Annotated in this window: 19 protein-coding genes; 8 read left to right on the forward strand and 11 right to left on the reverse strand. The window is 55.3% G+C overall.

Features of this window, described 5'->3' with window-relative positions; all coding sequences use genetic code 11:
• Positions 1 to 62: 62 nt before the first annotated feature.
• From BM485_00210 to BM485_00260, 11 genes are all read right to left on the reverse strand, one after another.
• Entirely contained in the window at positions 63 to 803 is a 741-nt protein-coding gene (locus BM485_00210) for a glutamine amidotransferase (GenBank protein ID OKY76979.1), read from the reverse strand.
• 91 nt (positions 804 to 894) lie between these two features.
• A complete protein-coding gene (locus BM485_00215; protein ID OKY76980.1) occupies positions 895 to 1,677 on the reverse strand; it encodes a hypothetical protein in 783 nt (260 codons plus the stop codon).
• Positions 1,678 to 1,900: 223 nt separating this feature from the next.
• On the reverse strand, positions 1,901 to 3,298 hold the full coding sequence (locus BM485_00220) for an ammonia channel protein (GenBank protein ID OKY76981.1): 1,398 nt from the start codon (positions 3,296 to 3,298) through the stop codon (positions 1,901 to 1,903).
• A 46-nt stretch (positions 3,299 to 3,344) separates the two neighbouring features.
• A complete protein-coding gene (locus BM485_00225; GenBank protein ID OKY76982.1) occupies positions 3,345 to 3,683 on the reverse strand; it encodes a transcriptional regulator in 339 nt (112 codons plus the stop codon).
• Between the two features lie 362 nt (positions 3,684 to 4,045).
• Positions 4,046 to 5,065: a hypothetical protein gene (locus tag BM485_00230; protein ID OKY76983.1), complete on the reverse strand. Its 1,020-nt coding sequence runs from the start codon at positions 5,063 to 5,065 to the stop codon at positions 4,046 to 4,048.
• Positions 5,066 to 5,067: 2 nt separating this feature from the next.
• Positions 5,068 to 6,861 (reverse strand): hypothetical protein, encoded by a 1,794-nt coding sequence (locus tag BM485_00235; GenBank protein OKY76984.1) that lies wholly within the window; start codon positions 6,859 to 6,861, stop codon positions 5,068 to 5,070.
• A gap of 263 nt (positions 6,862 to 7,124) precedes the next feature.
• Positions 7,125 to 7,982: an RNase adaptor protein RapZ gene (locus tag BM485_00240; protein OKY77064.1), complete on the reverse strand. Its 858-nt coding sequence runs from the start codon at positions 7,980 to 7,982 to the stop codon at positions 7,125 to 7,127.
• Between the two features lies 1 nt (position 7,983).
• Positions 7,984 to 8,442 carry a hypothetical protein gene (locus BM485_00245; GenBank protein OKY76985.1) on the reverse strand — a complete coding sequence of 153 codons (459 nt, stop codon included), beginning with the start codon at positions 8,440 to 8,442 and terminating at the stop codon, positions 7,984 to 7,986.
• Positions 8,443 to 8,456: 14 nt separating this feature from the next.
• The gene (locus BM485_00250; GenBank protein OKY76986.1) at positions 8,457 to 9,932 is read right to left on the reverse strand and encodes an RNA polymerase sigma-54 factor; all 1,476 of its coding nucleotides are present in this window, start codon (positions 9,930 to 9,932) and stop codon (positions 8,457 to 8,459) included.
• A 100-nt stretch (positions 9,933 to 10,032) separates the two neighbouring features.
• Complete coding sequence (locus tag BM485_00255) at positions 10,033 to 10,755, reverse strand: LPS export ABC transporter ATP-binding protein (protein OKY76987.1); 723 nt, start codon at positions 10,753 to 10,755, stop codon at positions 10,033 to 10,035.
• Complete coding sequence (locus tag BM485_00260; protein ID OKY76988.1) at positions 10,755 to 11,279, reverse strand: lipopolysaccharide transport periplasmic protein LptA; 525 nt, start codon at positions 11,277 to 11,279, stop codon at positions 10,755 to 10,757. The genes BM485_00255 and BM485_00260 overlap by 1 nt, the downstream gene beginning before the upstream one ends.
• 314 nt (positions 11,280 to 11,593) lie before the next feature.
• On the opposite strand from BM485_00260, the gene BM485_00265 reads away from it, so the two are divergent.
• The 8 genes from BM485_00265 (at position 11,594) to BM485_00300 (ending at position 20,809) form a co-directional block, all read left to right on the forward strand.
• Complete coding sequence (locus BM485_00265; protein ID OKY76989.1) at positions 11,594 to 12,475, forward strand: acetylglutamate kinase; 882 nt, start codon at positions 11,594 to 11,596, stop codon at positions 12,473 to 12,475.
• An 11-nt stretch (positions 12,476 to 12,486) separates the two neighbouring features.
• Positions 12,487 to 13,674 (forward strand): aspartate aminotransferase family protein, encoded by a 1,188-nt coding sequence (locus tag BM485_00270; protein OKY76990.1) that lies wholly within the window; start codon positions 12,487 to 12,489, stop codon positions 13,672 to 13,674.
• Positions 13,675 to 13,875: 201 nt separating this feature from the next.
• Complete coding sequence (locus tag BM485_00275) at positions 13,876 to 14,796, forward strand: ornithine carbamoyltransferase (GenBank protein ID OKY76991.1); 921 nt, start codon at positions 13,876 to 13,878, stop codon at positions 14,794 to 14,796.
• A gap of 105 nt (positions 14,797 to 14,901) precedes the next feature.
• Entirely contained in the window at positions 14,902 to 16,104 is a 1,203-nt protein-coding gene (locus tag BM485_00280; protein OKY76992.1) for an argininosuccinate synthase, read from the forward strand.
• 140 nt (positions 16,105 to 16,244) lie between these two features.
• Positions 16,245 to 17,636 carry an argininosuccinate lyase gene (locus BM485_00285; GenBank protein OKY76993.1) on the forward strand — a complete coding sequence of 464 codons (1,392 nt, stop codon included), beginning with the start codon at positions 16,245 to 16,247 and terminating at the stop codon, positions 17,634 to 17,636.
• Positions 17,633 to 18,694 carry a hypothetical protein gene (locus tag BM485_00290; protein OKY76994.1) on the forward strand — a complete coding sequence of 354 codons (1,062 nt, stop codon included), beginning with the start codon at positions 17,633 to 17,635 and terminating at the stop codon, positions 18,692 to 18,694. Before BM485_00285 ends, BM485_00290 begins: the two co-directional genes overlap by 4 nt.
• Positions 18,695 to 18,715: 21 nt before the next feature.
• Positions 18,716 to 19,957 (forward strand): diaminopimelate decarboxylase, encoded by a 1,242-nt coding sequence (locus BM485_00295; protein OKY76995.1) that lies wholly within the window; start codon positions 18,716 to 18,718, stop codon positions 19,955 to 19,957.
• A 21-nt stretch (positions 19,958 to 19,978) separates the two neighbouring features.
• Positions 19,979 to 20,809 (forward strand): diaminopimelate epimerase, encoded by an 831-nt coding sequence (locus BM485_00300; protein OKY77065.1) that lies wholly within the window; start codon positions 19,979 to 19,981, stop codon positions 20,807 to 20,809.
• Positions 20,810 to 20,812 lie beyond the last annotated feature (3 nt).

The following is a 20,812-nucleotide window of genomic DNA, read 5'->3' on the forward strand; positions in this document are numbered from 1 at the left end:
CTTTGGCGGACGGCTGAAGTGTGCGGCCGCCCGCACTTACCGCCGCGGCGGTTTGGGGAGAATCAGAAACATCGGTCCTTGTCTCGTATTATTTTAATAAAATTTTCAAAAAATTGCTCGAATTGATGCTGCATTTCAAAGTGGCGGCTTATCGCCTCCGCCTGCACCCGGTGAGGATTTATGTTTTTGTTTGTCAATGATTGCAGCCAGCAGGCATCATGCCGCAGCCAGCAGGCGACGTCCGCCGGATGGGCGGCATGGTTGTCGAACTGGACCCCGATAATGTGCGGTCTGTCCTGCAGGGTAAACGCTTCCACCTGGCACTCCTTTGAGGTTGCAAGAATATGAAAATGGCGGGGAACCGGGGGGAGAACGGCGTAACCATGCCATTTGAACAGTTGCAAGTGGGTGCTGATGGAGGAAAAAAGGGGGTGCCGGCGCCCGTTGCCTGTCAGGTGTCCCTCGATGAATCCGATGCTGTGGCAGAAATTCGGCCCGATTTTTGCGCCCAGGGCGTCAGCCAGCAACTGGTGGCCGAGGCAGATGCCCAGGCAGGGCCGGTCACTTGCCAGCCAGGAGCGGATCGCCTCTTTTTCCCGGCGCAGGAAGGGATATTGTTCTTCCTGGTCAACGTTGGGGCCGCCGCCGAGAATAATCAGTCCGTCGTAAAAAGTTAAATCGGGAACAGGGTCTTGCCAAATTTTGACCACCTTGCAATCGACGCTGCAACGGGCTGCCGCGCTGTGCAGAAATTTGCCCGGCCCTTCCCAGGAAACATGTTGGAATATGGCGAGTTTTGTCATGGCTGCCGGCTGTAAAAAAGGCGCACAGGGCGTGAAGAGCGATGCCCTGTGCGCCGGGAGTTTGAGGAGCGGCGTTGGTTTTTCCCGGGGATCAGAAAGACATGCTCAAGGTCACACCGCCGTAGATGTAGTCACTGTCGTTGCTGTACGGGTTTGAATCCTCAATGTCGTCTTCGGCATCGCTGGTAAGCGGAAATGAGTAGTAAATTTCCGGCGTGATGGAGAAGTACTGGCCCAGTGGGAATGCCATGGAGGCGGAGATCACCGCGTCATGAAATTCGCTATATGCGTCAGTTGGGTCATCGCGGTAGCTCTTGGTGCTTTCGTCATCAACATCCAGGTAGCCTATCTTGGCGCCGAGATCGAGGCTCAGGTCGTCGCTGACCGGAAATGAGTGGGAGATGTCGGCGGTAATGTACCAGCCCGGTGCGAAGTCGTAATCGCGATAAACAGTCAGCGTCGGTGTCAGCAGTGTTTTCAGGCTTGCGCTGGCGTATACCTCCTGGGTGTCGTCCGCGTCATCCAGGGCATAATAAATGTATCCGACCGAATAATCGGCAAAGCTGCATGATCCGGCGTAGGAAAGGGTGACGTCGGTTTCGTTGAACTCGTTGGTTTCCGTCAGGTCGTTGTCCGTATCCAGGTTGCCCCACAAATTCATGCTGAAGCCTTTGTAACCGACCGTCATCGAGGGCTGGATGACCAGACTGTCCTTGCTCAGTTCATAGCCGCGCCAGACGTATTTGCTCAAAAATGAGGCGCTGAGATCGGCTGTTGGTTTTTCTTCTTCCGCCCAGGCGGTTGAGGCGAGGATGGTGGTGGCTGTCACGCCGACTAAGGCGATGCGGCCGAAGGTGCGGATGCTTTTTTTCATTTTCTTTCTCCTTGGGAAAACAGATTGATTGTGTATGTCCGGGAATGGATGCCGGAATGTCGTTTGTTCGCTGGTTGTACTCTATCATAGCAGGGGCGGCAGGCTGTCTCTTTTTCCTCCGGCCCGGGGGCAGTATGATTGTCTCGGATTTTGCCAAGGTCATGCTGCCCCGGTGGGCCGGGGGAAAAGCGGAGCCGTGTCGGGCCGGTGCGGGCAACGATTCTTAATATTTATACGCTGATTCACCGTGGCTTGAAGTGTCGAGACCCTGTCTTTCCTCTTCCTCGGTCACCCTGAGGCCGATAACCATATCCACCACCTTGTAAGCGATAACCGAGACAACGGCGGACCAGACAATGGTTGTGCCGATACCCCACAGCTGACTGATAACCTGACCGCTGGTTGAGTACTCGGCAACGCTGTTTGCCACATAGTCATAGACCCCGACGCCGCCAAGGGCGGGATTGGCAAAAATACCGGTGAGAAGCGCGCCAAGGATGCCGCCGACGCCGTGCACGCCGAACACGTCAAGGGCATCGTCGGCACCGAGCAGGCGCTTGAGTCCATTGACACCCCAAAGGCAGAGCGCACCGGCGAGCAGTCCGATAACCAAGGCCCCGCCGATGCCGACGAAACCACAGGCCGGGGTGATCGCCACCAGGCCGGCCACGGCACCGGACGCAGCGCCGAGCATGGAGGGTTTTCCTTTGATTCCCCACTCAAGAAAAAGCCAGGACAAGGCTGCCGCTGCCGTCGCCGTCATGGTGTTGCCGAAGGCAAGGGCGGCGAGACCGGTTGCTTCGAGATTGGAACCGGCGTTGAAACCAAACCAGCCGACCCAGAGGAGAGAGGCGCCGATCATGGTCATGGTCAGACTGTGAGGTGCCATGGATTCCTTGCCGTAGCCAACCCGTTTGCCCACCATGAATGCGCCGATCAGCCCCGCAATAGCCGCATTGATATGCACCACGGTGCCGCCGGCAAAATCAAGCGCTCCTTTCTGAAAAAGAAAGCCGGCAGTGGCTGCTGCCTTGGCGGCCGCCTCGGCATCGGTGTAGGCGTCGGGCCCGGCCCAGTACCAGACCATGTGGGCGGCCGGCAGGTAGGCGAAGGTGAACCAGAGGGCAATGAAGGCCAGCACCGCGGAGAATTTCATGCGCTCGGCAAAAGCACCGAGGATCAGGGCCGGGGTAATGGCGGCAAAGGTTGCCTGGAAGAAAACGTAGATGAGTTCGGGGATAACGACGCCCTTGCTGAAGGTAGCGGCAACGGAATCAATTGTTATGCCTTTGAGGAAAATCTTGCTCAATCCGCCGAAAAAGGCATTGCCCTCGGTAAATGCCAGGCTGTAACCGTAGATTACCCACAGGACGATACAAAGGGAAAAAACGGTAAATACCTGCATTAACAAGGAAAGCATATTCTTGGTGCGAACCAGGCCGCCGTAAAAGAGGGCCAGGCCGGGGATGGTCATCAGGGAAACCAGGACGGTAGCCACGATCATCCAGGAGGTGTCACCTTTGTCGGGGACGGGAACATCCGCGGCAAAGACATTCGCCGCGAGTCCGACAATAAAAATCGCTGCGGCAAGAACAGAGAAAGATGTGATTGTTTTTTTCATGATATGTCACCAAGGAAAGAGAAAATTAATCTTTGTTGTTTTGGAATTATATGGCGTCATTGTCTTTCTCGCCGGTCCTGATACGACAGATCGATTCCACCGGCGTGACAAAAATTTTGCCGTCGCCGATCTTGCCTGTTTTGGCGGTTTTGACGATGGCGTCCGTGATTTCGGCGACCCGCTCGGACTGGCAGACGATTTCAACCTTTACTTTGGGGATAAAGTCCACCACATACTCCGCACCGCGATAAATTTCCTTGTGCCCCTTTTGTCTGCCGAAACCCTTGACCTCGGTGACTGTCATGCCGTGGACGCCCAGTTCATGCAGGGCGCCTTTCAGCTCATCGAGTTTAAACGGTTTGATGATTGCTTCTATTTTCTTCATGGCGTGCCTCCTTCAGGTTGCCGTTAGTTGGTTTATGAGTCTTTAAAGCCAGAACTGTGCCAATAGCTATTTTTTAAATTTGTTATCGGTAACTCGCTGGAAATATGAATAAAAAGAAAATCACAGGGGCGGGAGTGCACGTGTAGTTGAGATAAAATGACACAATTTTGTAATTTTTGTATCTCTGAAGTGTTCAGAAATGTAAAATATAACGAGGTGGCGAGGTTTTTGAGGCAGGACAAGCGCATACCATGCCATTGGCGCGGCGCTTTCCAGCTGTGCGGTGAAACGGAGAGGGGTATTATTTTGTACAAAAATGTAATTATTTGCGCTTTGCAGTAAGGATTTTTTTTGCCGGGTAATTACTTGAAGATCATTTTGTAATAATGCTGCAACGAATCATCCGGCACCGAGGTGTGCCAGTGGCCGGTGACAACGGCAACGAGCCAGAAGGTGAAGAAGACGGACAAGATGCCCAAAGGGAGGAAAAAGGGGGAAATGGATTTTGTTATGGGCAGGGCGGGGGCGGCAAGGCTGAGGCAGTCCTTTTGCGGGCAGGCGGCAATGCATTCAAGGCAGCCGATGCATTCGGGGGTGCGGATTGTTGTTTTGTCCGTCACCTTGATTGCGCCGGGGCAAACGGCCTCGCATTGTTTGCAATCAATGCAGGTGGCGGGATTACGCCTGACAAGCAGGGGAGAGGGGACGGCAAGCAGTCCGAGCAGCGCTCCGTAAGGACAAAGATAGCGGCACCAGAAATTCCTCCAGAAAAACGAGACAAAAGCAAGAACGGCAAGCAGGGTTGCGGCAAGTTGCGAAGGCTGAAGAAAAAAGTGGAGCATGCGGGCATCTGCCGACAGGCTGTAGGGCGAGCGGCTGAATCTCTGCAGGGTGATGATATCCATTTTCCAGATAATGGCGTAAAAGAAAAAAAGAAGCAGCAGATATTTGAAAACCGGGAGAAGAGAATCAACCAGGCGCGGCGGCGACCAACCGGATTTTTTGCTGGTTTTGCCGAAGCGTGCAAGCAGTCGGCTGCCCCCGGCATGGAAAAGTTCCGAGCAGCAGCCGATGGGACAGATCCAGCCGCAGAAGCCTTTGCGGAAGAAAAAGGCCACGACAAGGGCGGCAAGGAAAATGGTCAGACCGGCTGGATGGATGGGGTCGTATATGCCGGTCACCAGGAGCTGCTTGAGGCTCATGAGCGCGGCAATGGGCAAAAAGGCCTCCACGGATGGAGGCCTTGGGGTGTAATCCGCACCGGCGGTGGCCCAGAGAAAAAAAGAGTAAAAACGGTAGCCGATAAAGAGGCAGAAAAGCAGAAATGCGGCCTGGACACCCTTGCGTAAAGAAGGCAGCAGATGCGGATGTCCGGGGATCATCCTTACTGGCCCATATACTGATATCCCTGGGGTACGGCTTCCATTTGCTGCTGCATTTTCGCAAGATCAAGGGGGTAGATCAACACGGTGCTGTCTTTGGCGGCAAAAACGTCACTCCAGCCGCTGTTCATGACAACGCCGACAAAGAGGGTGGCCGGTCCTTCTTTTTCCTTATCGTGAATAAACTGATAGGAGGAAACATAGCCGTCGATCTTGCGCGTTCTCCAGAGCTCGGTGAGCCCGATACCGTTCCAGGCCAGGGCATGCATTTCGCCGGTCGGGTAATTTTTCAGATTCTTCAGCACCTTGGAGGCGGTTGACAGGTTTTTGTTGATGATGATATCCGGCTGGTTGTCGTTGTTGATATCATCAATAATAATACGGGAGTGAATATACCTGCGGTCTTTCGTCCTGGTGTCGTGGATGTCCTTGTTGCTCTGCGCCCGAGGGTCATCACCCCCCACATAGCTCAGGGTGCCGCCAAAGCTTTCATCGCTTTTCCAAATCTGTTTGCCGCCGCTTTGCATGACCAGCAGCTTATCGGAGTCGTCAAGGGCGATGATCTCGATTTTGCCGTCGCCGTCAAGGTCAGCCATGGAAAAGTCGTAAATGGTGATGGAATCGGGAACCGGTAGCTTTTCTTCCTGCTGGAGGATGGACTCCGTCACTCTGATCTGATAAATGCCTGGGGCAAATGCCGCATCCATGGCCGGTCGTTGCCCGGCAAGGACAAGACCTGGTCCTGGAACATAAAGCGGCCGGACATACCAGCGTTCATTTTTGAAAAGATAGGTGAAGTCCTTGTCCTGCCATTCAGCCCCCAGGGAGTCCGGAGTGATCCAGTCAACCCCTGTGACGTAGATTTCCGCCTTGCCGTTGCCGTTGATATCCGCAAGGTTAAGGGCAATGATCTTGTTGCGGGAGAGGGTGGTGATTTCGCCGAACGGCACCAGTCGGTTGTTGACCAGATGATAAACCGTGACCTTGTTTTTTTCAGCAATTGCCACATCAAGCTGCCCGTCTCCGTCAATATCACCGACGTCAAGCGCCTGCATGGAAAAATTGAGATTCTGGGTTTTGGTGAATCCGAAGGGGCCGTTAATGGCGGTGGGAAACATGATCGGCGCCGGGTTCATGCCGCCATGGCTGCCCATGAACTGGCGATCCGGGTGGGCCGTCATATAGGCGGGGTTCTCGCCTTGTGGCTGGCCGGTGGGCAGGGCTGGAGCAAGCATGGGTTGTTCGCCCGGCTGGGCGGCAACGGGTTGCTGCATCTGGGCCTGCTGGGCGAATTTGGGCACGGGACGCTGTTTGCCGAAGGATTTTTCGGCAATGTCCCAGGCCAGACTGTCCACTGCGCCGATGATTTCGTTTTCGCTTGCCGCGGACGCATAAAAAGTTTCAATCTGTCCCTGGCTGCTCACCGGATAGAGTTTTGCATCAAGGCTCAAGCTGTTGCCGATGGCGGTCAGGGTGCAGGCAAGGGCGAAATCGGCCTGCAGGGCGCTGCCTGTTTTGGCGGCCCGCTCGGCTTCGCTTGTCTGTCCGGCGGCCGCGGCCGCCTGGTCAACTCGGGGCAGATCAACAACAGTCACTCCCGCTTCAGCCGCAAGGCGGCTTGCCAGCATGCTGCGGATACCCGTCTGCAGATAAGAAATATCTTTGCTGCCGCTGCTCTGGACAGGCAGCAGGGCAATCGATTTTTTCGATACTTCCTGGGCCGAAATTTCTCCGCAAAAAAGAAGCAGGGCAATGAATGAGACGATGATGGGAAAAAAAATGGGATTTCTATTCATGGTCGGTATCCTGAAAAATTACCAGAAAAATCCTGGGTAAAATGGAAAGTGCGATGTTGCTCGCTGCCGGAAAAAATCATACCTTCATGTAAATCGCCTTCTAGTGGATGGAATCGCCAGTCACCTTACCCTGAAGCCTAAATGGTTCGCAAGTGTTTTTACCGGAAGAGAAAAGGAATAACGCTGCATTTTTTTGTTGCCGAGGGCAGGGTGCGGGGAGGAATATTTTTGTCGCGAGGTGTGGAAACTCGCCGACGGAACTTTCAGGCCTTGTCGATATCCCGGTGGGTAATAAAAAGTTTGACGTCCTGCCGCAAAAGCAATTCTTTAACTTTTTCCGTCACCGCAACTGAGCGGTGTTTGCCGCCGGTACAGCCGATGGCGATGGTGAGCTGGGTTTTGCCCCCCTTTATATATTCGGGGATGAGGAAGGCCAGCAGCGGTTGCAGCAGGGAAAAAAAACGGCTGCTTGTCTCGTTTTGCAGGACGAAATCCGCGACTTCCTGCTCCAGGCCGGTATGGGGCTTCAGTTCAGGCACCCAATAGGGATTGGGAAGAAAGCGAACGTCCCAGAGGAGTTCCGTTTCCGAGGGCGGGCCGCCATGCTTGAACCCGAAAGAGATGAGATTGACCGCCAGGCGCTGGTTTGAGTCACCGCCGGCATAAAGGCTGCGCAGCTGTCGTGCCAGGTCGGTCGGTGTCAGGGAGGTGGTGTCGATAACCCGGGTTGCCAGTTTTTGCAGTTCAGACAGCCGTTCTTTTTCTCGGCTGATCGCTTCCCTGATGGTGCAGTCGGTCGCCAGGGGGTGCTGGCGTCTGAGCTGATTGAATCTGCGCAAAAGCGCGTCCTCGGCGGAGTCGAGGAAAAGGATGTCAAGCTCGATGGTGTTTTTGAGGTGCGAGACAACCGGTGCAAATGAGGAGAAGAAGGCCGGATCCCGGCAGTCCATGACCAGGGCGAGTTTTTTGTGCGGCAGTTTTCCGGCGGCGGTCTGGGTCAGCAGTGGCTCGAGAAGAAAAACCGGCAGATTGTCAATGGCGTAAAAGCCCATGTCCTCAAGGGCGTTTGAGGCGGTACTTTTCCCGGCCCCGGCAAGACCGGTGATGATGATGACCTGCAGCTTATCGGAATTCACGGGCGGATGCGAAAATTTGTGCAATTTCTTCGCTGGTTTCAGCATGAAGCAGTTGCGAGCGGATATGTGAGCTTTTTAAAAAACGAGCCAGCATGGCCAGGGTTTTCAGGTAAGGGCCGGAGGATTCCGCCGGGGCGAGCAGCATGAAAAAAAGGTGGACCGGCTTGTTGTCGACGGCGGCAAAGGGGATGCCCCTGATGCTGCGGCCGAATAAAATTTCGATCCGTTCAAGTTTTTCAATTTTGCCGTGCGGGATCGCCACCCCTTCACCGAAGGCGGTTGAACCGATCTGTTCCCGTTCCGATAAAACAGCAAAGATGTCTTCCTCCGTGCCGCAGGATGGGCAGGCTGCATGCATCAGCGACGCGAGTTCCTGCAGGACATCCTTTTTGCCGGTAGCCTGCAGGGATGATGCTATTCTGTCTGCGGTCAGAGTGTGGAGCACGGTGGAGGGCCGTTTTAGTTCATTTTTGGGCGTTTTCGGAATTTGGAGGAAAGAATACCGAGCTGCTCCCGATATTTTGCCACTGTCCGTCGGGCGAGCTGGATGTCATCTTTCTGGAAAATTTCCGAAATAGCGAGATCGCTCATGGGTTTATCCGGCTTTTCCGTGGAGATAATCTGGCGGATACGTTCCTTGATGCTTTCCGAGGAAAGGGCGTCGCCGCCGTCTTTGCGTTCAATGGAGGAGGTGAAAAAGTATTTCAGTTCAAATGTCCCCTGGGGCGTATGAACGTATTTGTTGGTGGTGACCCGACTGATGGTGGATTCATGCATCTCTATGTCTTCCGCCACATCGCGGAGAACAAGGGGTTTGAGATAGGCAACGCCTTTTTCAAAGAAATCGTACTGGAATTTCAGGATGCTCTCCACCACCTTGTATATGGTGCGCTGGCGCTGGTGGATGCTTTTGATCAGCCAGGCTGCGGATTTCAGTTTTTCCTGGATATAATCCTTGGTGGCATCCTGTTGCCCCTTCTTTTCCTTGAGGATTTCCTTGTAATAGCTGCTGATTTTCAGCCGGGGAAGTCCTTCGTCATTTAATATGATGACATATTCGTCATCCACTTTCTGAATAAAGACATCCGGCAGGATGTAATGAGGTGATTCGTCCGAGTAAACCCGGCCCGGATGCGGGTCCAGGCCGACAATGATTTTTACGGCGCTGATCACGTCATTTATGGAATGCCTGGTTGCCTTGCTGATGGCGCTGTAATTTTTTGTTTCCAGAAAGTGGAGATGGTCCTGGACGATTTTTGTCGGCAGGGAATCGGCCAGGTTAAGGCGTGTAAGCTGCAGGAGCAGGGATTCCTTGACATTGCGGGCGCCGACTCCGGAAGGGTCCATGTCCTGGATTTGGGCAACCATTTTTTCAGCCATGGCCGCATCGCAGCCGGTGGCTTCCATGATCTCCTCGTTCGTGACCTTGAGGAATCCGTCCTGGTCGAGATTGCCCAGCACATACATACCGACTTCTTTTTCTTCTTCCGTGATGTCGGAAAGATTGAGCTGCCAGCTCAGGTGGCTGTGCAGGTCGGGCTTCTGGGTGAGGATGTCAAAACGGGAAGGCTGCTCTTCGCCGGGGCTTTCCCGCGGTTTGTAAGCGCCGCCGCTTTCGTATTCATTGAAGTAATCGGACCAGTCTATTTCGCCCAGGGTGGAAGGATTTTCTCCGATGTTGACCTCGGTTGTCCTTTCAGTCAGGGCGCCGATGTTGACCTCGGGCGCTGTCTCCATTCCCTGGCCGGATTCACCTTCCGGCATGTTGCCGGGGAGTTCCTCTTCCAACAGGGGATTTTGTTCAATCTCGTGCTGGATGGTATCCACCAGTTCCAGGCGGGAAAGTTGAAGCAACTTGATTGCCTGCTGCAGCTGGGGAGTCATCACCAGTTGCTGAGTCAGTTTAAGATGCTGCTTTAATTCAAGAAATGACATTTTTTGAATTTGTTCCCGATGTTGTATTTCGTGGCTGCCCAAGGCCGCCGCTCAAAATGAAGTTGCTTTCTCTCTGCGATGAGACTCTCTTCTTTTTCTATCACATTACAAAGTTCCGGCCAAGGTACATTCGCCGCGCCTCTTCGCAATTAACGATTTCTTCAGCGGCGCCGCTGGTCAATGTCCGCCCGTTGCTCACTATATAAGCGAAATCACAGACGGCAAGCGTTTCACGCACATTGTGGTCGGAGATCAGCACTCCCAGCCCTTTTTCCTTCAATTCCCTGATGATCACCTGCAGGTCCGCCACCGACAGGGGATCGATGCCGGCAAAGGGTTCATCAAGCAGGATAAAACGTGGATTCGTCGCCAGTGCCCGCATGATTTCCACCCGGCGGCGTTCTCCCCCGGACAGGCTGTGACCTCTGTTTTTGGCCAGATAGCCGATTTTCAGTTCTTCCATCAGTCGGCTGATGCGCTGTTTTATTTCCTGGCGCGGTATGCCGAGCGGCTCCAGGATAATGCGGACATTTTCCTCCACCGTCAGCTTCTTGAAAATTGACGGTTCCTGGGCCAGATAGGAAATGCCGTTGAGCGCCCTTTTGTGAATGGGGAGTGTTGTTATGTCCTTGCCGTCCAGCAAAATTCGGCCGGAGTCAGGCCGGATAAAGCCGGCAATGGTGTAAAACGAGGTGGTTTTCCCCGCTCCGTTCGGGCCCAGCATGCCGATCACCCTGCCGGTATCCACCTGCAGGCAGATGCCGTCGACCACCTTTCGCTTCCGGTAGGTTTTCACGATGTCCCGCGCTTCGAGAGTCGACATCACTTCTTTTCATCCGGGTAAAAAAACGCCTTCACCCGGCCGCCGCCTTCTTTGGCCGGTTCAATAACCGTTGTCTCCGTATTGAGATCAAGAAGAATTTTCTCGCCGGTGACCAGGTTGTTGTCCTGCCAGACTTTGGTGTTGCCGGTCAACAGCACCTTGCGTTCCTCGGCAAAGAATTCCATCTGGTCGCCGGTGGCCACCAGGCCTTCCTGGACAATTTTGACATTGCCCTTGGCAAAGAGCTTTTTGATTTGCTGGGAGCCGGTCTTTTCTTTACCGGTTTTGCCGTCGCCGGACTGGGTCTCATGGTGGACGGTCATTTCATCGGAATAGATGATCAGGTCGCCCTGTTTAGCCTCCACGTCGCCGGTGAAGATGATGGCGTTTTCCTGCTGTTTGGAAACCATGCGGTCCGCCTCGACATGAATCGGGGCCTTGGAGTCCAGGTTGTCCGCGCCGGTGACGATTGACGGAGGCAGCAGGAAAAGGGCGGCGGTGAAAAGAAGGAATATTTTGTGCATTGGCATGAAAAGATTTATCGCGGCTGCCTGCTGTTCGTCAATATGTCTGCGGATGCAAGGGGAAAGTGCTTTGCGCGGCAAAGCACCGCGTGGCATCCCTCCGGTGATTTTGCTATGTCGGTTTTTGTGGTCATGCGTTTGTTCATGCCCGAATAATAATGGTTGAAATGAAGAATGTAAAGAAAGGAAAACTTCAAGGCGCTGAAATTGCAAATATCTGCTTGTTTGCGTTCTTTTCCTTTGCTTCGCGGGAATCTTTGCGGTAAACAAATTCATTTGTCATTCCCTCTAACCCCAGCAGGATGATTTCGTTTATGGAAAAAGGAATAGAAAAAGCGGAAATTCTTATCGAGTCACTTCCTTATATCAAGGAATTTTATGGAAAGACCATTGTCATCAAGTATGGCGGCCATGCCATGGTGGATGAGGAGCTGAAAAAGAATTTCGCCCTTGACATTATTTTGATGAAATATATCGGTATCAACCCGGTGGTGGTGCACGGCGGCGGGCCGCAGATCAACATGTTTCTCAAGAAGATGAATATCCAGTCGAGCTACGTTCAGGGCATGCGGGTCACCGACGGCGAGACCATGGATGTGGTGGAGATGGTGCTGGTGGGCAAGGTCAACAAGGAGATCGTCGGTCTTATCAATTTTCACGGGGGCAAGGCCATCGGCCTGTCCGGCCGTGACGGCGATCTGGTCAAGGCGAAAAAGATGACCATCATGAAAAGCCAGGCGGAAAATGCCCCGCCGGAACTGATCGATCTCGGCCGGGTGGGGGCCGTCACCCAGGTCAATCCCGAGGTGTTGATCGCCCTTGACCGGGAGGATTTTATTCCGGTTATTGCTCCGGTCGGCGTGGGCGAGGACGGCTGTTCCTATAATATCAACGCCGACCTGGTGGCCGGCGCGGTGGCCTCCCGGCTGCGGGCGGAAAAGCTCATCCTGCTCACCGATGTCGAGGGCGTGCTGGATGAGGAGGGCAAGCTGGTTGCCTCGATGAGCAGCGGCGAGGCGGATCAGATGATCTCCTCCGGAGTGGCGGCGGGCGGCATGATTCCCAAAATCAAATGCTGTCAGGATGCCCTGGCCAACGGCGTGGGCAAGGCCCATATCATTGACGGCCGCCTGAAACACGCAATTTTGCTTGAGATGTTCACCCGCGAGGGAATCGGTACCGAGATCGTACGCTAGAGGATGACGGCATGAAAAGTATTATGGAAAAAAGCGACAGCCTTTTTATGAATACCTACGGGCGCTTTCCCGCTGTGATGGTGGAAGGCAGGGGGTACCTGCTGAAAGACGAAAGCGGCAGGGAGTATCTGGATTTTTTGTCCGGCATCGCGGTGTGCGGTCTGGGCCATTGCCACCCTGACGTGACGGCGGCCATTGTTGCCCAGGCCGGAAAACTGGTGCATGTCTCCAACCTCTTTTATACCGCGCCGCAGACGGAACTGGCCGAACTGCTGGTGGCAAACAGCTTTGCCGACCGGATTTTCCTGGCCAACAGCGGGGCCGAGGTGAATGAGGCGGCGATCAAGCTGGCGCGAAAGCATGGCGGCCCCGGTCGTTATGAGATCATTTCGCTGCAGGGCTCCTTTCACGGCCGGACCCTGGCCACGGTTGCCGCCACCGGTCAGGAAAAATTTCACAAGGGTTTCGAGCCGCTGCCCGAGGGATTTGTCCATGCCCCCTTTGGGGATCTCGCTGCCCTGGAGAAGATGATTTCTCCCAAAACCTGCGGCATCCTCTGTGAACCGCTGCAGGGAGAGGGCGGGGTGCGACCGCTGCCGAAAGAATATCTGCGGGGCATCAGAACGCTGTGCGACAAGCACAACCTTGTCCTTCTGTTTGATGAAGTGCAGGTGGGCATGGGCAGAACCGGCACTCTTTTTGCCTATGAACAGTTCGGCGTTGAGCCGGACATCATGACCCTGGCCAAGGCCCTGGGCAACGGACTGCCCATCGGCGCCATGCTGGCCCGGGAAGAGGTGGCCGCCTCATTTTCGCCCGGCGACCATGCCTCCACTTTCGGCGGCAATCCCGTGGCCTGCGCGGCGGCGGTGGCGGTGCTGAAAATTATGCTGGCTGAGGGGTTTCTCGCCGCTGTCGGGAAAAAGGGCGAATACCTGCAAGGCCGCCTGCGGACATTGGTTGATGAGTTTCCCGGGCTGGCGAGCGAGGTGCGGGGACTTGGCCTGATTCAGGGCCTGGTGCTGACCGAAAAGGGCGCATCGCTGGGGGCTGAAATAGTGAAAAGGCTGTTTGATAAGGGTGTGCTGGCCAATTTTGCCGGTGGAGTTGCCCTGCGTTTTATTCCGCCGCTGATTGTCGATGAGGCTGGGGTGGAGAGCATGGTCAGTCGGCTGCGGGAAGTTCTGGCCGGCTTCTGAAAGCGGAAAAAAAACTTCCCAAAGATGTTGTTTTTTTGTATTTGTTACTGTTTGGTTCTTTTATAAAGCCTCGGGGAAAGAGGCCGAAGCAACTCGACAACCAGCAAACGAGCCTTTGAGCCCACAGAGTCGACAGAGCACCAGGTGTGTCTCTCCGGCAAACCTGTGGGCTCTCTGGTTCATATAATGAGCGTGAGATTCATGGCAAAGCATCTTCTGAGCTTAGGTGATTTCGATAAGGAACAACTCTACTCCTACATAAAGCGGGCGTTGAAGCTGAAAGAGGAGTCCCGACAGGGCATCGGCCACAGCCGGCTTGCCGGCAAGGTTATCGGCATGATTTTCGAAAAACCCTCGACCCGCACCCGGGTATCATTCGAGTCGGCCATGTACGGCCTGGGCGGCCAGGTCATTTATCTCTCCGGCCGTGACACCCAGCTGGCCCGCAATGAGCCGTTGAAAGACATGGCCCGCGTCATGTCTCGTTATGTGCACTGCATTGTGGTGCGCACCTTCGGCCAGGAGGTGGTGGAGGAGCTGGGCCGCTATGCCGCGGTGCCGGTGATTAACGCCTTGACCGATCTTTTCCATCCCTGCCAGATTTTAAGCGATATCATGACGGTGGAAGAGGTGAAAGGCGAGATCAGCGGGCTGAAAATAGCCTGGGTCGGTGACGGCAACAATATGGCCAACAGTTGGATTCAGGCGGCCGGGCGCATGGGATTTGAGCTGACGCTGGCCTGTCCGGCAGGCTATGACCCTGATCCGGCTGTCCTCGCCGCCGCGGTGCGGGGAGCGAAAAAACCCATTGTCGTGGTGCGCGATCCCTTTGAGGCGGTGCGGGATGCCGACATCATCAACTGCGATGTGTGGGCCAGCATGGGCCAGGAGGAAGAGCAGAATGAACGCATTGCCGTTTTTCAGCCCTACCAGGTGAACGGCAAACTGTTGGCCGCCGCCAAACCGGACGCCACGGTGCTGCACTGCCTGCCCGCGCATCGCGGTGAAGAAATCACCGACGAGGTGCTGGAGGGACCCCAGTGCTGCGCTTTCGACCAGGCGGAAAACAAGATGCACATTCACAAGGCGATTCTGGAACAACATATCCTGGCAGCAGGTTAAGGGCTGTTACGAAACAATCATTTCCTTTCATTTCGTTACGGCACCCTTGCCGTTAACAGCATTGCTGGGTTCTCGTTTTTTTTGCACGGCGTAAAGGAGCTTTTTATGGCAGGTGAGGTTAAAAAAATAGTGCTGGCCTACTCCGGTGGTCTTGACACCTCGGTAATCCTCAAATGGCTGAAGGAGGAGTATCAGTGTCCGGTGGTGGCCTATGCCGCTGACATCGGTCAGGAAGAAGACTGGGACAAGGTGCGGGCCAAGGGGTTGGCAACCGGCGCGGAAAAGGTGATTGTTTCCGACCTGAAGGAAGAATTTGTCCGGGATTATGTCTTTCCCGCCTTCCGGGCCAATGCCATTTACGAGGGCTCCTATCTGCTTGGCACCTCGCTGGCGCGGCCGGTGATCGCGAAAGAACAGGTGCGGATTGCCCTGGAAGAGGGCGCCGATGCGGTGAGCCATGGCGCCACCGGCAAGGGCAACGATCAGGTTCGTTTTGAAATGGCCTATCTGGGGCTGGCTCCGAAACTCTCCATCATTGCCCCCTGGCGCATCTGGAAGCTCAATTCCCGCACCAAGCTCATGGCCTACGCGGAAAAACACGGCATTCCCATCCCGGTGACCAAGGAAAAACCATACAGTTCCGACGAAAACCTCCTGCATATCAGCTTTGAGGGCGGCATTCTCGAGGATCCCTGGAACGAGCCGGAAGAGTCCATGTTCAAACTGACCCGTTCACTCGACAAGGCGCCGGAAAAACCGACCTATATCGAACTTGCCTTTGCCGGCGGCAATCCGGTGGCAATCAACGGTGAGACGCTGGCCCCTGCCGCCATGCTTGCTCGGCTGAATGAACTGGGCGGCATGAACGGCATCGGCCGTCTGGATATGGTGGAAAACCGTTTTGTCGGCATGAAATCGCGCGGTGTTTATGAAACACCGGGCGGCACCATCCTGCGTATCGCCCACCGCGATCTGGAAACCATCACCCTTGACCGGGAAGTGATGAAAATCCGCGACAGTCTGGTGCCGCGCTATTCCGAGCTGATTTACAACGGCTTTTGGTTCTCGCCGGAGATGAAGCTGCTGCAGAAGACCATGGACGCCACCCAGGAAACGGTAAACGGCGTGGTGCGCCTGAAACTCTACAAGGGCAATTGCATGCCGGTGGGACGGAAATCAGACCAGTCTCTTTACCAGGCGAGTTTCGCCACCTTTGAAGAGGATGAGGTGTATACCCAGTCCGACGCCGGTGGCTTCATCCGCCTCAATGCCTTGCGCATGACCATGCAGGCTTTACGAAAAATCTGATTGGTCGGACTGGTCCAACTGGTCTAACTGGTCGGACTTGTCTGTTGGTCGAAATAATCGAACGAAGCAGGACCAGCAAGACCAGCAGGACCAGCAGGACCAGTCAGACCAATAAGACTAACCGGACCAGTAAGACGAAAATGTCAAACGAAACGAAACTGTGGGGCGGCCGTTTTGCCGAAAAAACCGCTGCCTCGGTGGAGGCCTTCACCGCCTCCATCCATTATGACTGCAGGCTCTACAAACAGGATATCGCCGGCAGTCTGGCCCACGCCAAGATGCTGGTCCGGCAGGGACTGATCTCCGCCGAAGAAGGAGAGCGGATTCGGGTCGGGCTCCTTGAGATTGAACGGGAAATCGAGCAGGGCGTCTTTGCATTCAAACCGGAACTTGAGGATATTCATATGAATATCGAGAAGGTTCTGGTGGATAAGGTGGGCCCGGCCGGGGCAAAACTGCACACCGCCCGCAGCAGGAATGACCAGATCAATCTTGACCTTCGCCTTTATCTGCGCGAAGAAACGGACCGACTGGTTGCGCTGCTCGGCGACGTGCGCGCCTCCTTTGTCCGTCTTGCCCGACGCTACCTGGGCGCCGTGATGCCGGGGTATACCCATCTGCAGCGAGCCCAGCCGGTGCTTATTTCCCATCACATGCTGGCCTATTATGAAATGTTCGGTCGTGACCGGGAGCGGCTGCTTGACTGCGCGAAAAGAATCAATGTGTTGCCCCTTGGCGCGGCCGCTTTGGCCGGTACCGGGCTGCCCATTGACCGGGAATTTGTCGCCCGTGAGCTCGGTTTTCCCAAGGTCACGGCCAACAGCATGGACACGGTGGGCGATCGCGACTTTGCCGTGGAGTTTGTTTCCGCCTGTACCCTGATTCAGCTCCACCTGAGCCGTCTGGCCGAGGAACTTGTTCTTTGGTCCACCGATGAATTCCGCTTTGTCGAACTGGCCGACAGCTTCTGCACCGGCAGCAGCATCATGCCCCAGAAGAAGAACCCCGATATTCCCGAACTGATCCGCGGCAAAAGCGGTCGGGTGGTGGGCAATCTGATATCGCTGATTACCATGTTGAAGGGGTTGCCGCTGACCTATAACCGCGATCTGCAGGAGGACAAGGAACCTGTTTTCGACACGCTCGACACGGTTTCCCGGGAATTGGCCATTACCGCCGAACTGCTCGCCAACATGAAGTTCAATACCGCCCGGCTGGAAGATGCCACCAAAACCGGCTTCATGACCGCGACCGATCTGGCCGATTACCTGGTTGTGAAAAATATTCCGTTCCGGCAGGCCCATGCCATTGTCGGCCGGACCGTTGCCTATTGCGTCAAGCAGAAGAAGGAACTGATCGATCTGTCCCTGGATGAGCTGCAACAGTTCTCCGAGGTGATTGAAGAGGATGTTTTTCATGTTCTGTCGGTGAAGGGTTCTGTCGACAGCCGCCGCTCCATGGGCGGCACCTCCATCAGCCGGGTGCGCGAGGCCCTGGCCCTGGCGGAAAAAGAACTGGGGATTGATGCATGATGCGGCGCGGCTTTGCCATAGGGATCTGCTGTTTGTTGCTGCTGGTCATGACCGGCTGCGGCCGCAAAACTCCGGTTGTTCCTCCCCAGGCGGTGGTTCCGCTTCCCATTGCGGATTTGCAGTGTGTCCTTGACGACAAGGGCGCCACCCTGAGCTGGACCTGTCCTGTCCGGGCGGAAGACGGTTCGCGCATTGAGGATATCAGGACGTTCGCCATCATGAAAAGCGAGGTTTCTTTCGCCAGTTTCTGCGCGGATTGCCCGATTCAGTATCCTTTGCTTATTCCCATGAGCGGCGAGGGGGTGAAACCGGGGTCGAAGCTCACCTATCGCGACACGGATTTAAAAAACCGTCACTACTATAATTACAAGGTGCTTTCCCAAGGCGGCTGGAAGATTGTCAGTCGTGATTCAAACCGGGTTTCCTTTCCGTGGGAAAGCCCGCTTGTCGCTCCGGTCGGCCTGAAGATTGATGTTGCCGATGAGGGACTGACCGTCAGCTGGCAACCTGTCCGAACCCGGCTTGACGGCACTGTGCCCGACCTGCCGGTTGCCTATCAGCTGTACCGCAGCGACGATGGCACGACCTTTGAAAAATTGGGCGAACCCCGTGCCGAACTTTCCCGGATCGATTCGGAAGTGACAATCAACAAAAAATATTTCTATCAGGTACGGGCGGTTGTCATTGCCGACGGCAGTGTGCTGCCGGGCGAAGCCAGTGAAATTATTGCCGGCATGCCGCGGGATTTGACGCCCCCGGCGCCTCCCCACAAATTTACCGTGGCCGCGGGACACGACGGGGTGACCATCCTCTGGGAAAGCACCGAGGTTCGTGATGTCGCCGGTTACCGAATTTACCGCCGCCCGGCGGGCGAAAAAGAGTATGTGCTGGTGGGTGAAACCGGCAGGAGTTCCTTTTCCTTCACCGATACCACCCTGCCGGAGGGAGAGGAAACATTTTTTTACGCCGTGACCGCCTTTGACGCCGCCGTTCCTCCCAACGAAAGTGTTTTTTCACGGGACATAGAATTTCGCCGCAAGGCGCGGCCAAGTTTTTAAGATCAACCAAGAAAGAAAAAAATGAACCATTTTCATTACAGAGACAATGCCCTTTTTTGTGAAGAGGTGGCAGTGGCGGATATTGCCGCCCGGGTGGGAACACCGTTTTACCTCTACAGCGCGGAAACCCTGACCCGCCATTTCAATGCCTTTGACGGCGCCTTTTCCGTGCCGCACATTACCTGTTTCGCCGTCAAGTCGTGCTCCAATATCGCGATCCTCAACCTTTTTGCAAAGCTTGGCGGCGGCGCTGATATCGTCTCGGGCGGCGAGCTTTTCCGGGCGCTCAAGGCCGGAATCGATCCCGGCAGGATCGTCTACTCCGGGGTGGGAAAAACCGAAGAAGAAATGCGTCTTGCCCTCAGCTCCGGCATTCTCATGCTCAATGTCGAGTCCCATCAGGAACTTGAGGCACTGCAGCAGGTGGCGGCATCCATGGGGGTAACGGCCCAGGTTTCCTTCCGGGTCAATCCGGATGTCGATCCCAAAACCCATGCCTACATCTCCACCGGCCTGGCCAAAAACAAGTTCGGCATTCCCATTAACGATGCCCTGGACTCCTATCTGGCGGCGCGGGAGATGGCCAATATCCGTATTGTCGGCGTCAGCTGCCACATCGGCTCGCAGCTCACCGATGTTTCCCCCTTTGTCGAGTCGCTGGTCAAGGTGAGAGGTTTTGTCGGACGGCTGCGGGAAGCGGGCATCGGCATATCGTATCTGGACCTCGGCGGCGGGGTGGGAATCCGTTACAATGAAGAGGCCCCTCCTTTGCCCGCTGCCTATGCCGAAGCACTGGAGCGGGAGATGGGGGGGCTGGACTGTACCCTGATTCTCGAGCCGGGCCGGGTTCTGGTCGGGAATGCCGGCATTCTGGTGACCAAGGTGCTGTATACCAAGCAAGGCGGCAAAAAATTCGTCATTGTCGATGCCGGCATGAATGATCTGGCCCGCCCCAGTCTCTATGACGCCTACCACGCCATCCAGCCGGTAGTGCGGCGGGGAGAGGCAAAGGAAGTTGTCGATGTGGTGGGTCCCATTTGTGAAACCGGTGATTTTCTGGCCCGCGGCAAAGCAATTGCCGTTGCCGAAAGCGGCGACCTCTTGGCGGTGATGAGCGCCGGGGCTTACGGCTTTTCCATGTCTTCCAATTACAACTCCAGGCCGCGGGTAGCGGAGGTGCTGGTCAAAGGCGACACCTTCCACGTTATCCGCAAGCGGGAGAGTTACGAATCCCTTATTGAGGGCGAGACGATTCCCGCCTGATGCCAAATGATTGAAGAACAGATGAATTTCCCAATTGAATTTACCAAGATGAGCGGCACGGGCAATGACTTTATCGTCATTGATCACCGAAAACCCTTCCTTACCAAAGAGGCCATGGGGATTTTTGCCAAGGCGGTGTGCCGTCATAAATTTTCCGTGGGCGCTGACGGGCTGATCCTTATAGAAAATTCCGATCAGGCCGATTTCCGCTGGCATTTTTATAATGCCGACGGCAGCGAGGCGGAGATGTGCGGCAACGGCGCCCGCTGCGCCGCCCGCTTTGCCCACGGCAAAGGCATTGCGCCGGAAAAGATGCGTTTTCTCACCATTGCCGGCGAGATCCGGGCCGAGGTGACGGGCAGCAGCGTCAAACTGGAAATGACACCGCCGACAAATCTTGCCCTGGATCAGCGGGTGGAACTGGACGGCATGGCCCGCACGGTGCATTTTCTCAATACCGGCGTTCCCCATGCCGTCTGTTTTGTTGACGCCAATCAGGACACACCGGTAAAAAACTGGGGCGCAGCCATTCGATTTCATGAACTTTTCCAGCCCGCCGGCACCAATGCCAATTTCGTCGAGGTGCTGGGACCGGACCGGCTCCATGTGCGGACCTATGAACGAGGGGTTGAGGATGAAACCATGGCCTGCGGCACCGGGGCGGTGGCATCGGCCATCATCGCCGGGCTCCTCGGAAAGGTCACGGCGCCGGTCACGGTGACCACTTCCGGCGGCGAAAAACTGATCATTCACTTTGTGCTTGTGGATGGAGGCGGCTTTTCCGGGGTCTGTCTGGAAGGGCCGGCCCATTTCATATATGACGGCCTGCTGCATGCCGAGGCAATTGCATAATAA

This window comes from Desulfobulbaceae bacterium DB1, from assembly GCA_001914235.1.
Classification (GTDB): Bacteria; Desulfobacterota; Desulfobulbia; order Desulfobulbales; family SURF-16; genus DB1.

Excerpts from the sequence above, each read along its gene's own strand:
- BM485_00235 (OKY76984.1), bottom strand. The coding sequence starts at position 6,861 with ATGAATAGAAATCCCATTTTTTTTCCCATCATCGTCTCATTCATTGCC.
- BM485_00300 (OKY77065.1), top strand. The coding sequence starts at position 19,979 with ATGAATTTCCCAATTGAATTTACCAAGATGAGCGGCACGGGCAATGAC.
- BM485_00215 (OKY76980.1), bottom strand. The coding sequence starts at position 1,677 with ATGAAAAAAAGCATCCGCACCTTCGGCCGCATCGCCTTAGTCGGCGTG.
- BM485_00265 (OKY76989.1), top strand. The coding sequence starts at position 11,594 with ATGGAAAAAGGAATAGAAAAAGCGGAAATTCTTATCGAGTCACTTCCT.
- BM485_00285 (OKY76993.1), top strand. The coding sequence starts at position 16,245 with ATGTCAAACGAAACGAAACTGTGGGGCGGCCGTTTTGCCGAAAAAACC.
- BM485_00210 (OKY76979.1), bottom strand. The coding sequence starts at position 803 with ATGACAAAACTCGCCATATTCCAACATGTTTCCTGGGAAGGGCCGGGC.
- BM485_00260 (OKY76988.1), bottom strand. The coding sequence starts at position 11,279 with ATGCACAAAATATTCCTTCTTTTCACCGCCGCCCTTTTCCTGCTGCCT.
- BM485_00280 (OKY76992.1), top strand. The coding sequence starts at position 14,902 with ATGGCAGGTGAGGTTAAAAAAATAGTGCTGGCCTACTCCGGTGGTCTT.
- BM485_00250 (OKY76986.1), bottom strand. The coding sequence starts at position 9,932 with ATGTCATTTCTTGAATTAAAGCAGCATCTTAAACTGACTCAGCAACTG.
- BM485_00295 (OKY76995.1), top strand. The coding sequence starts at position 18,716 with ATGAACCATTTTCATTACAGAGACAATGCCCTTTTTTGTGAAGAGGTG.
- BM485_00270 (OKY76990.1), top strand. The coding sequence starts at position 12,487 with ATGAAAAGTATTATGGAAAAAAGCGACAGCCTTTTTATGAATACCTAC.
- BM485_00225 (OKY76982.1), bottom strand. The coding sequence starts at position 3,683 with ATGAAGAAAATAGAAGCAATCATCAAACCGTTTAAACTCGATGAGCTG.
- BM485_00275 (OKY76991.1), top strand. The coding sequence starts at position 13,876 with ATGGCAAAGCATCTTCTGAGCTTAGGTGATTTCGATAAGGAACAACTC.
- BM485_00220 (OKY76981.1), bottom strand. The coding sequence starts at position 3,298 with ATGAAAAAAACAATCACATCTTTCTCTGTTCTTGCCGCAGCGATTTTT.
- BM485_00255 (OKY76987.1), bottom strand. The coding sequence starts at position 10,755 with ATGTCGACTCTCGAAGCGCGGGACATCGTGAAAACCTACCGGAAGCGA.
- BM485_00230 (OKY76983.1), bottom strand. The coding sequence starts at position 5,065 with ATGATCCCCGGACATCCGCATCTGCTGCCTTCTTTACGCAAGGGTGTC.
- BM485_00290 (OKY76994.1), top strand. The coding sequence starts at position 17,633 with ATGATGCGGCGCGGCTTTGCCATAGGGATCTGCTGTTTGTTGCTGCTG.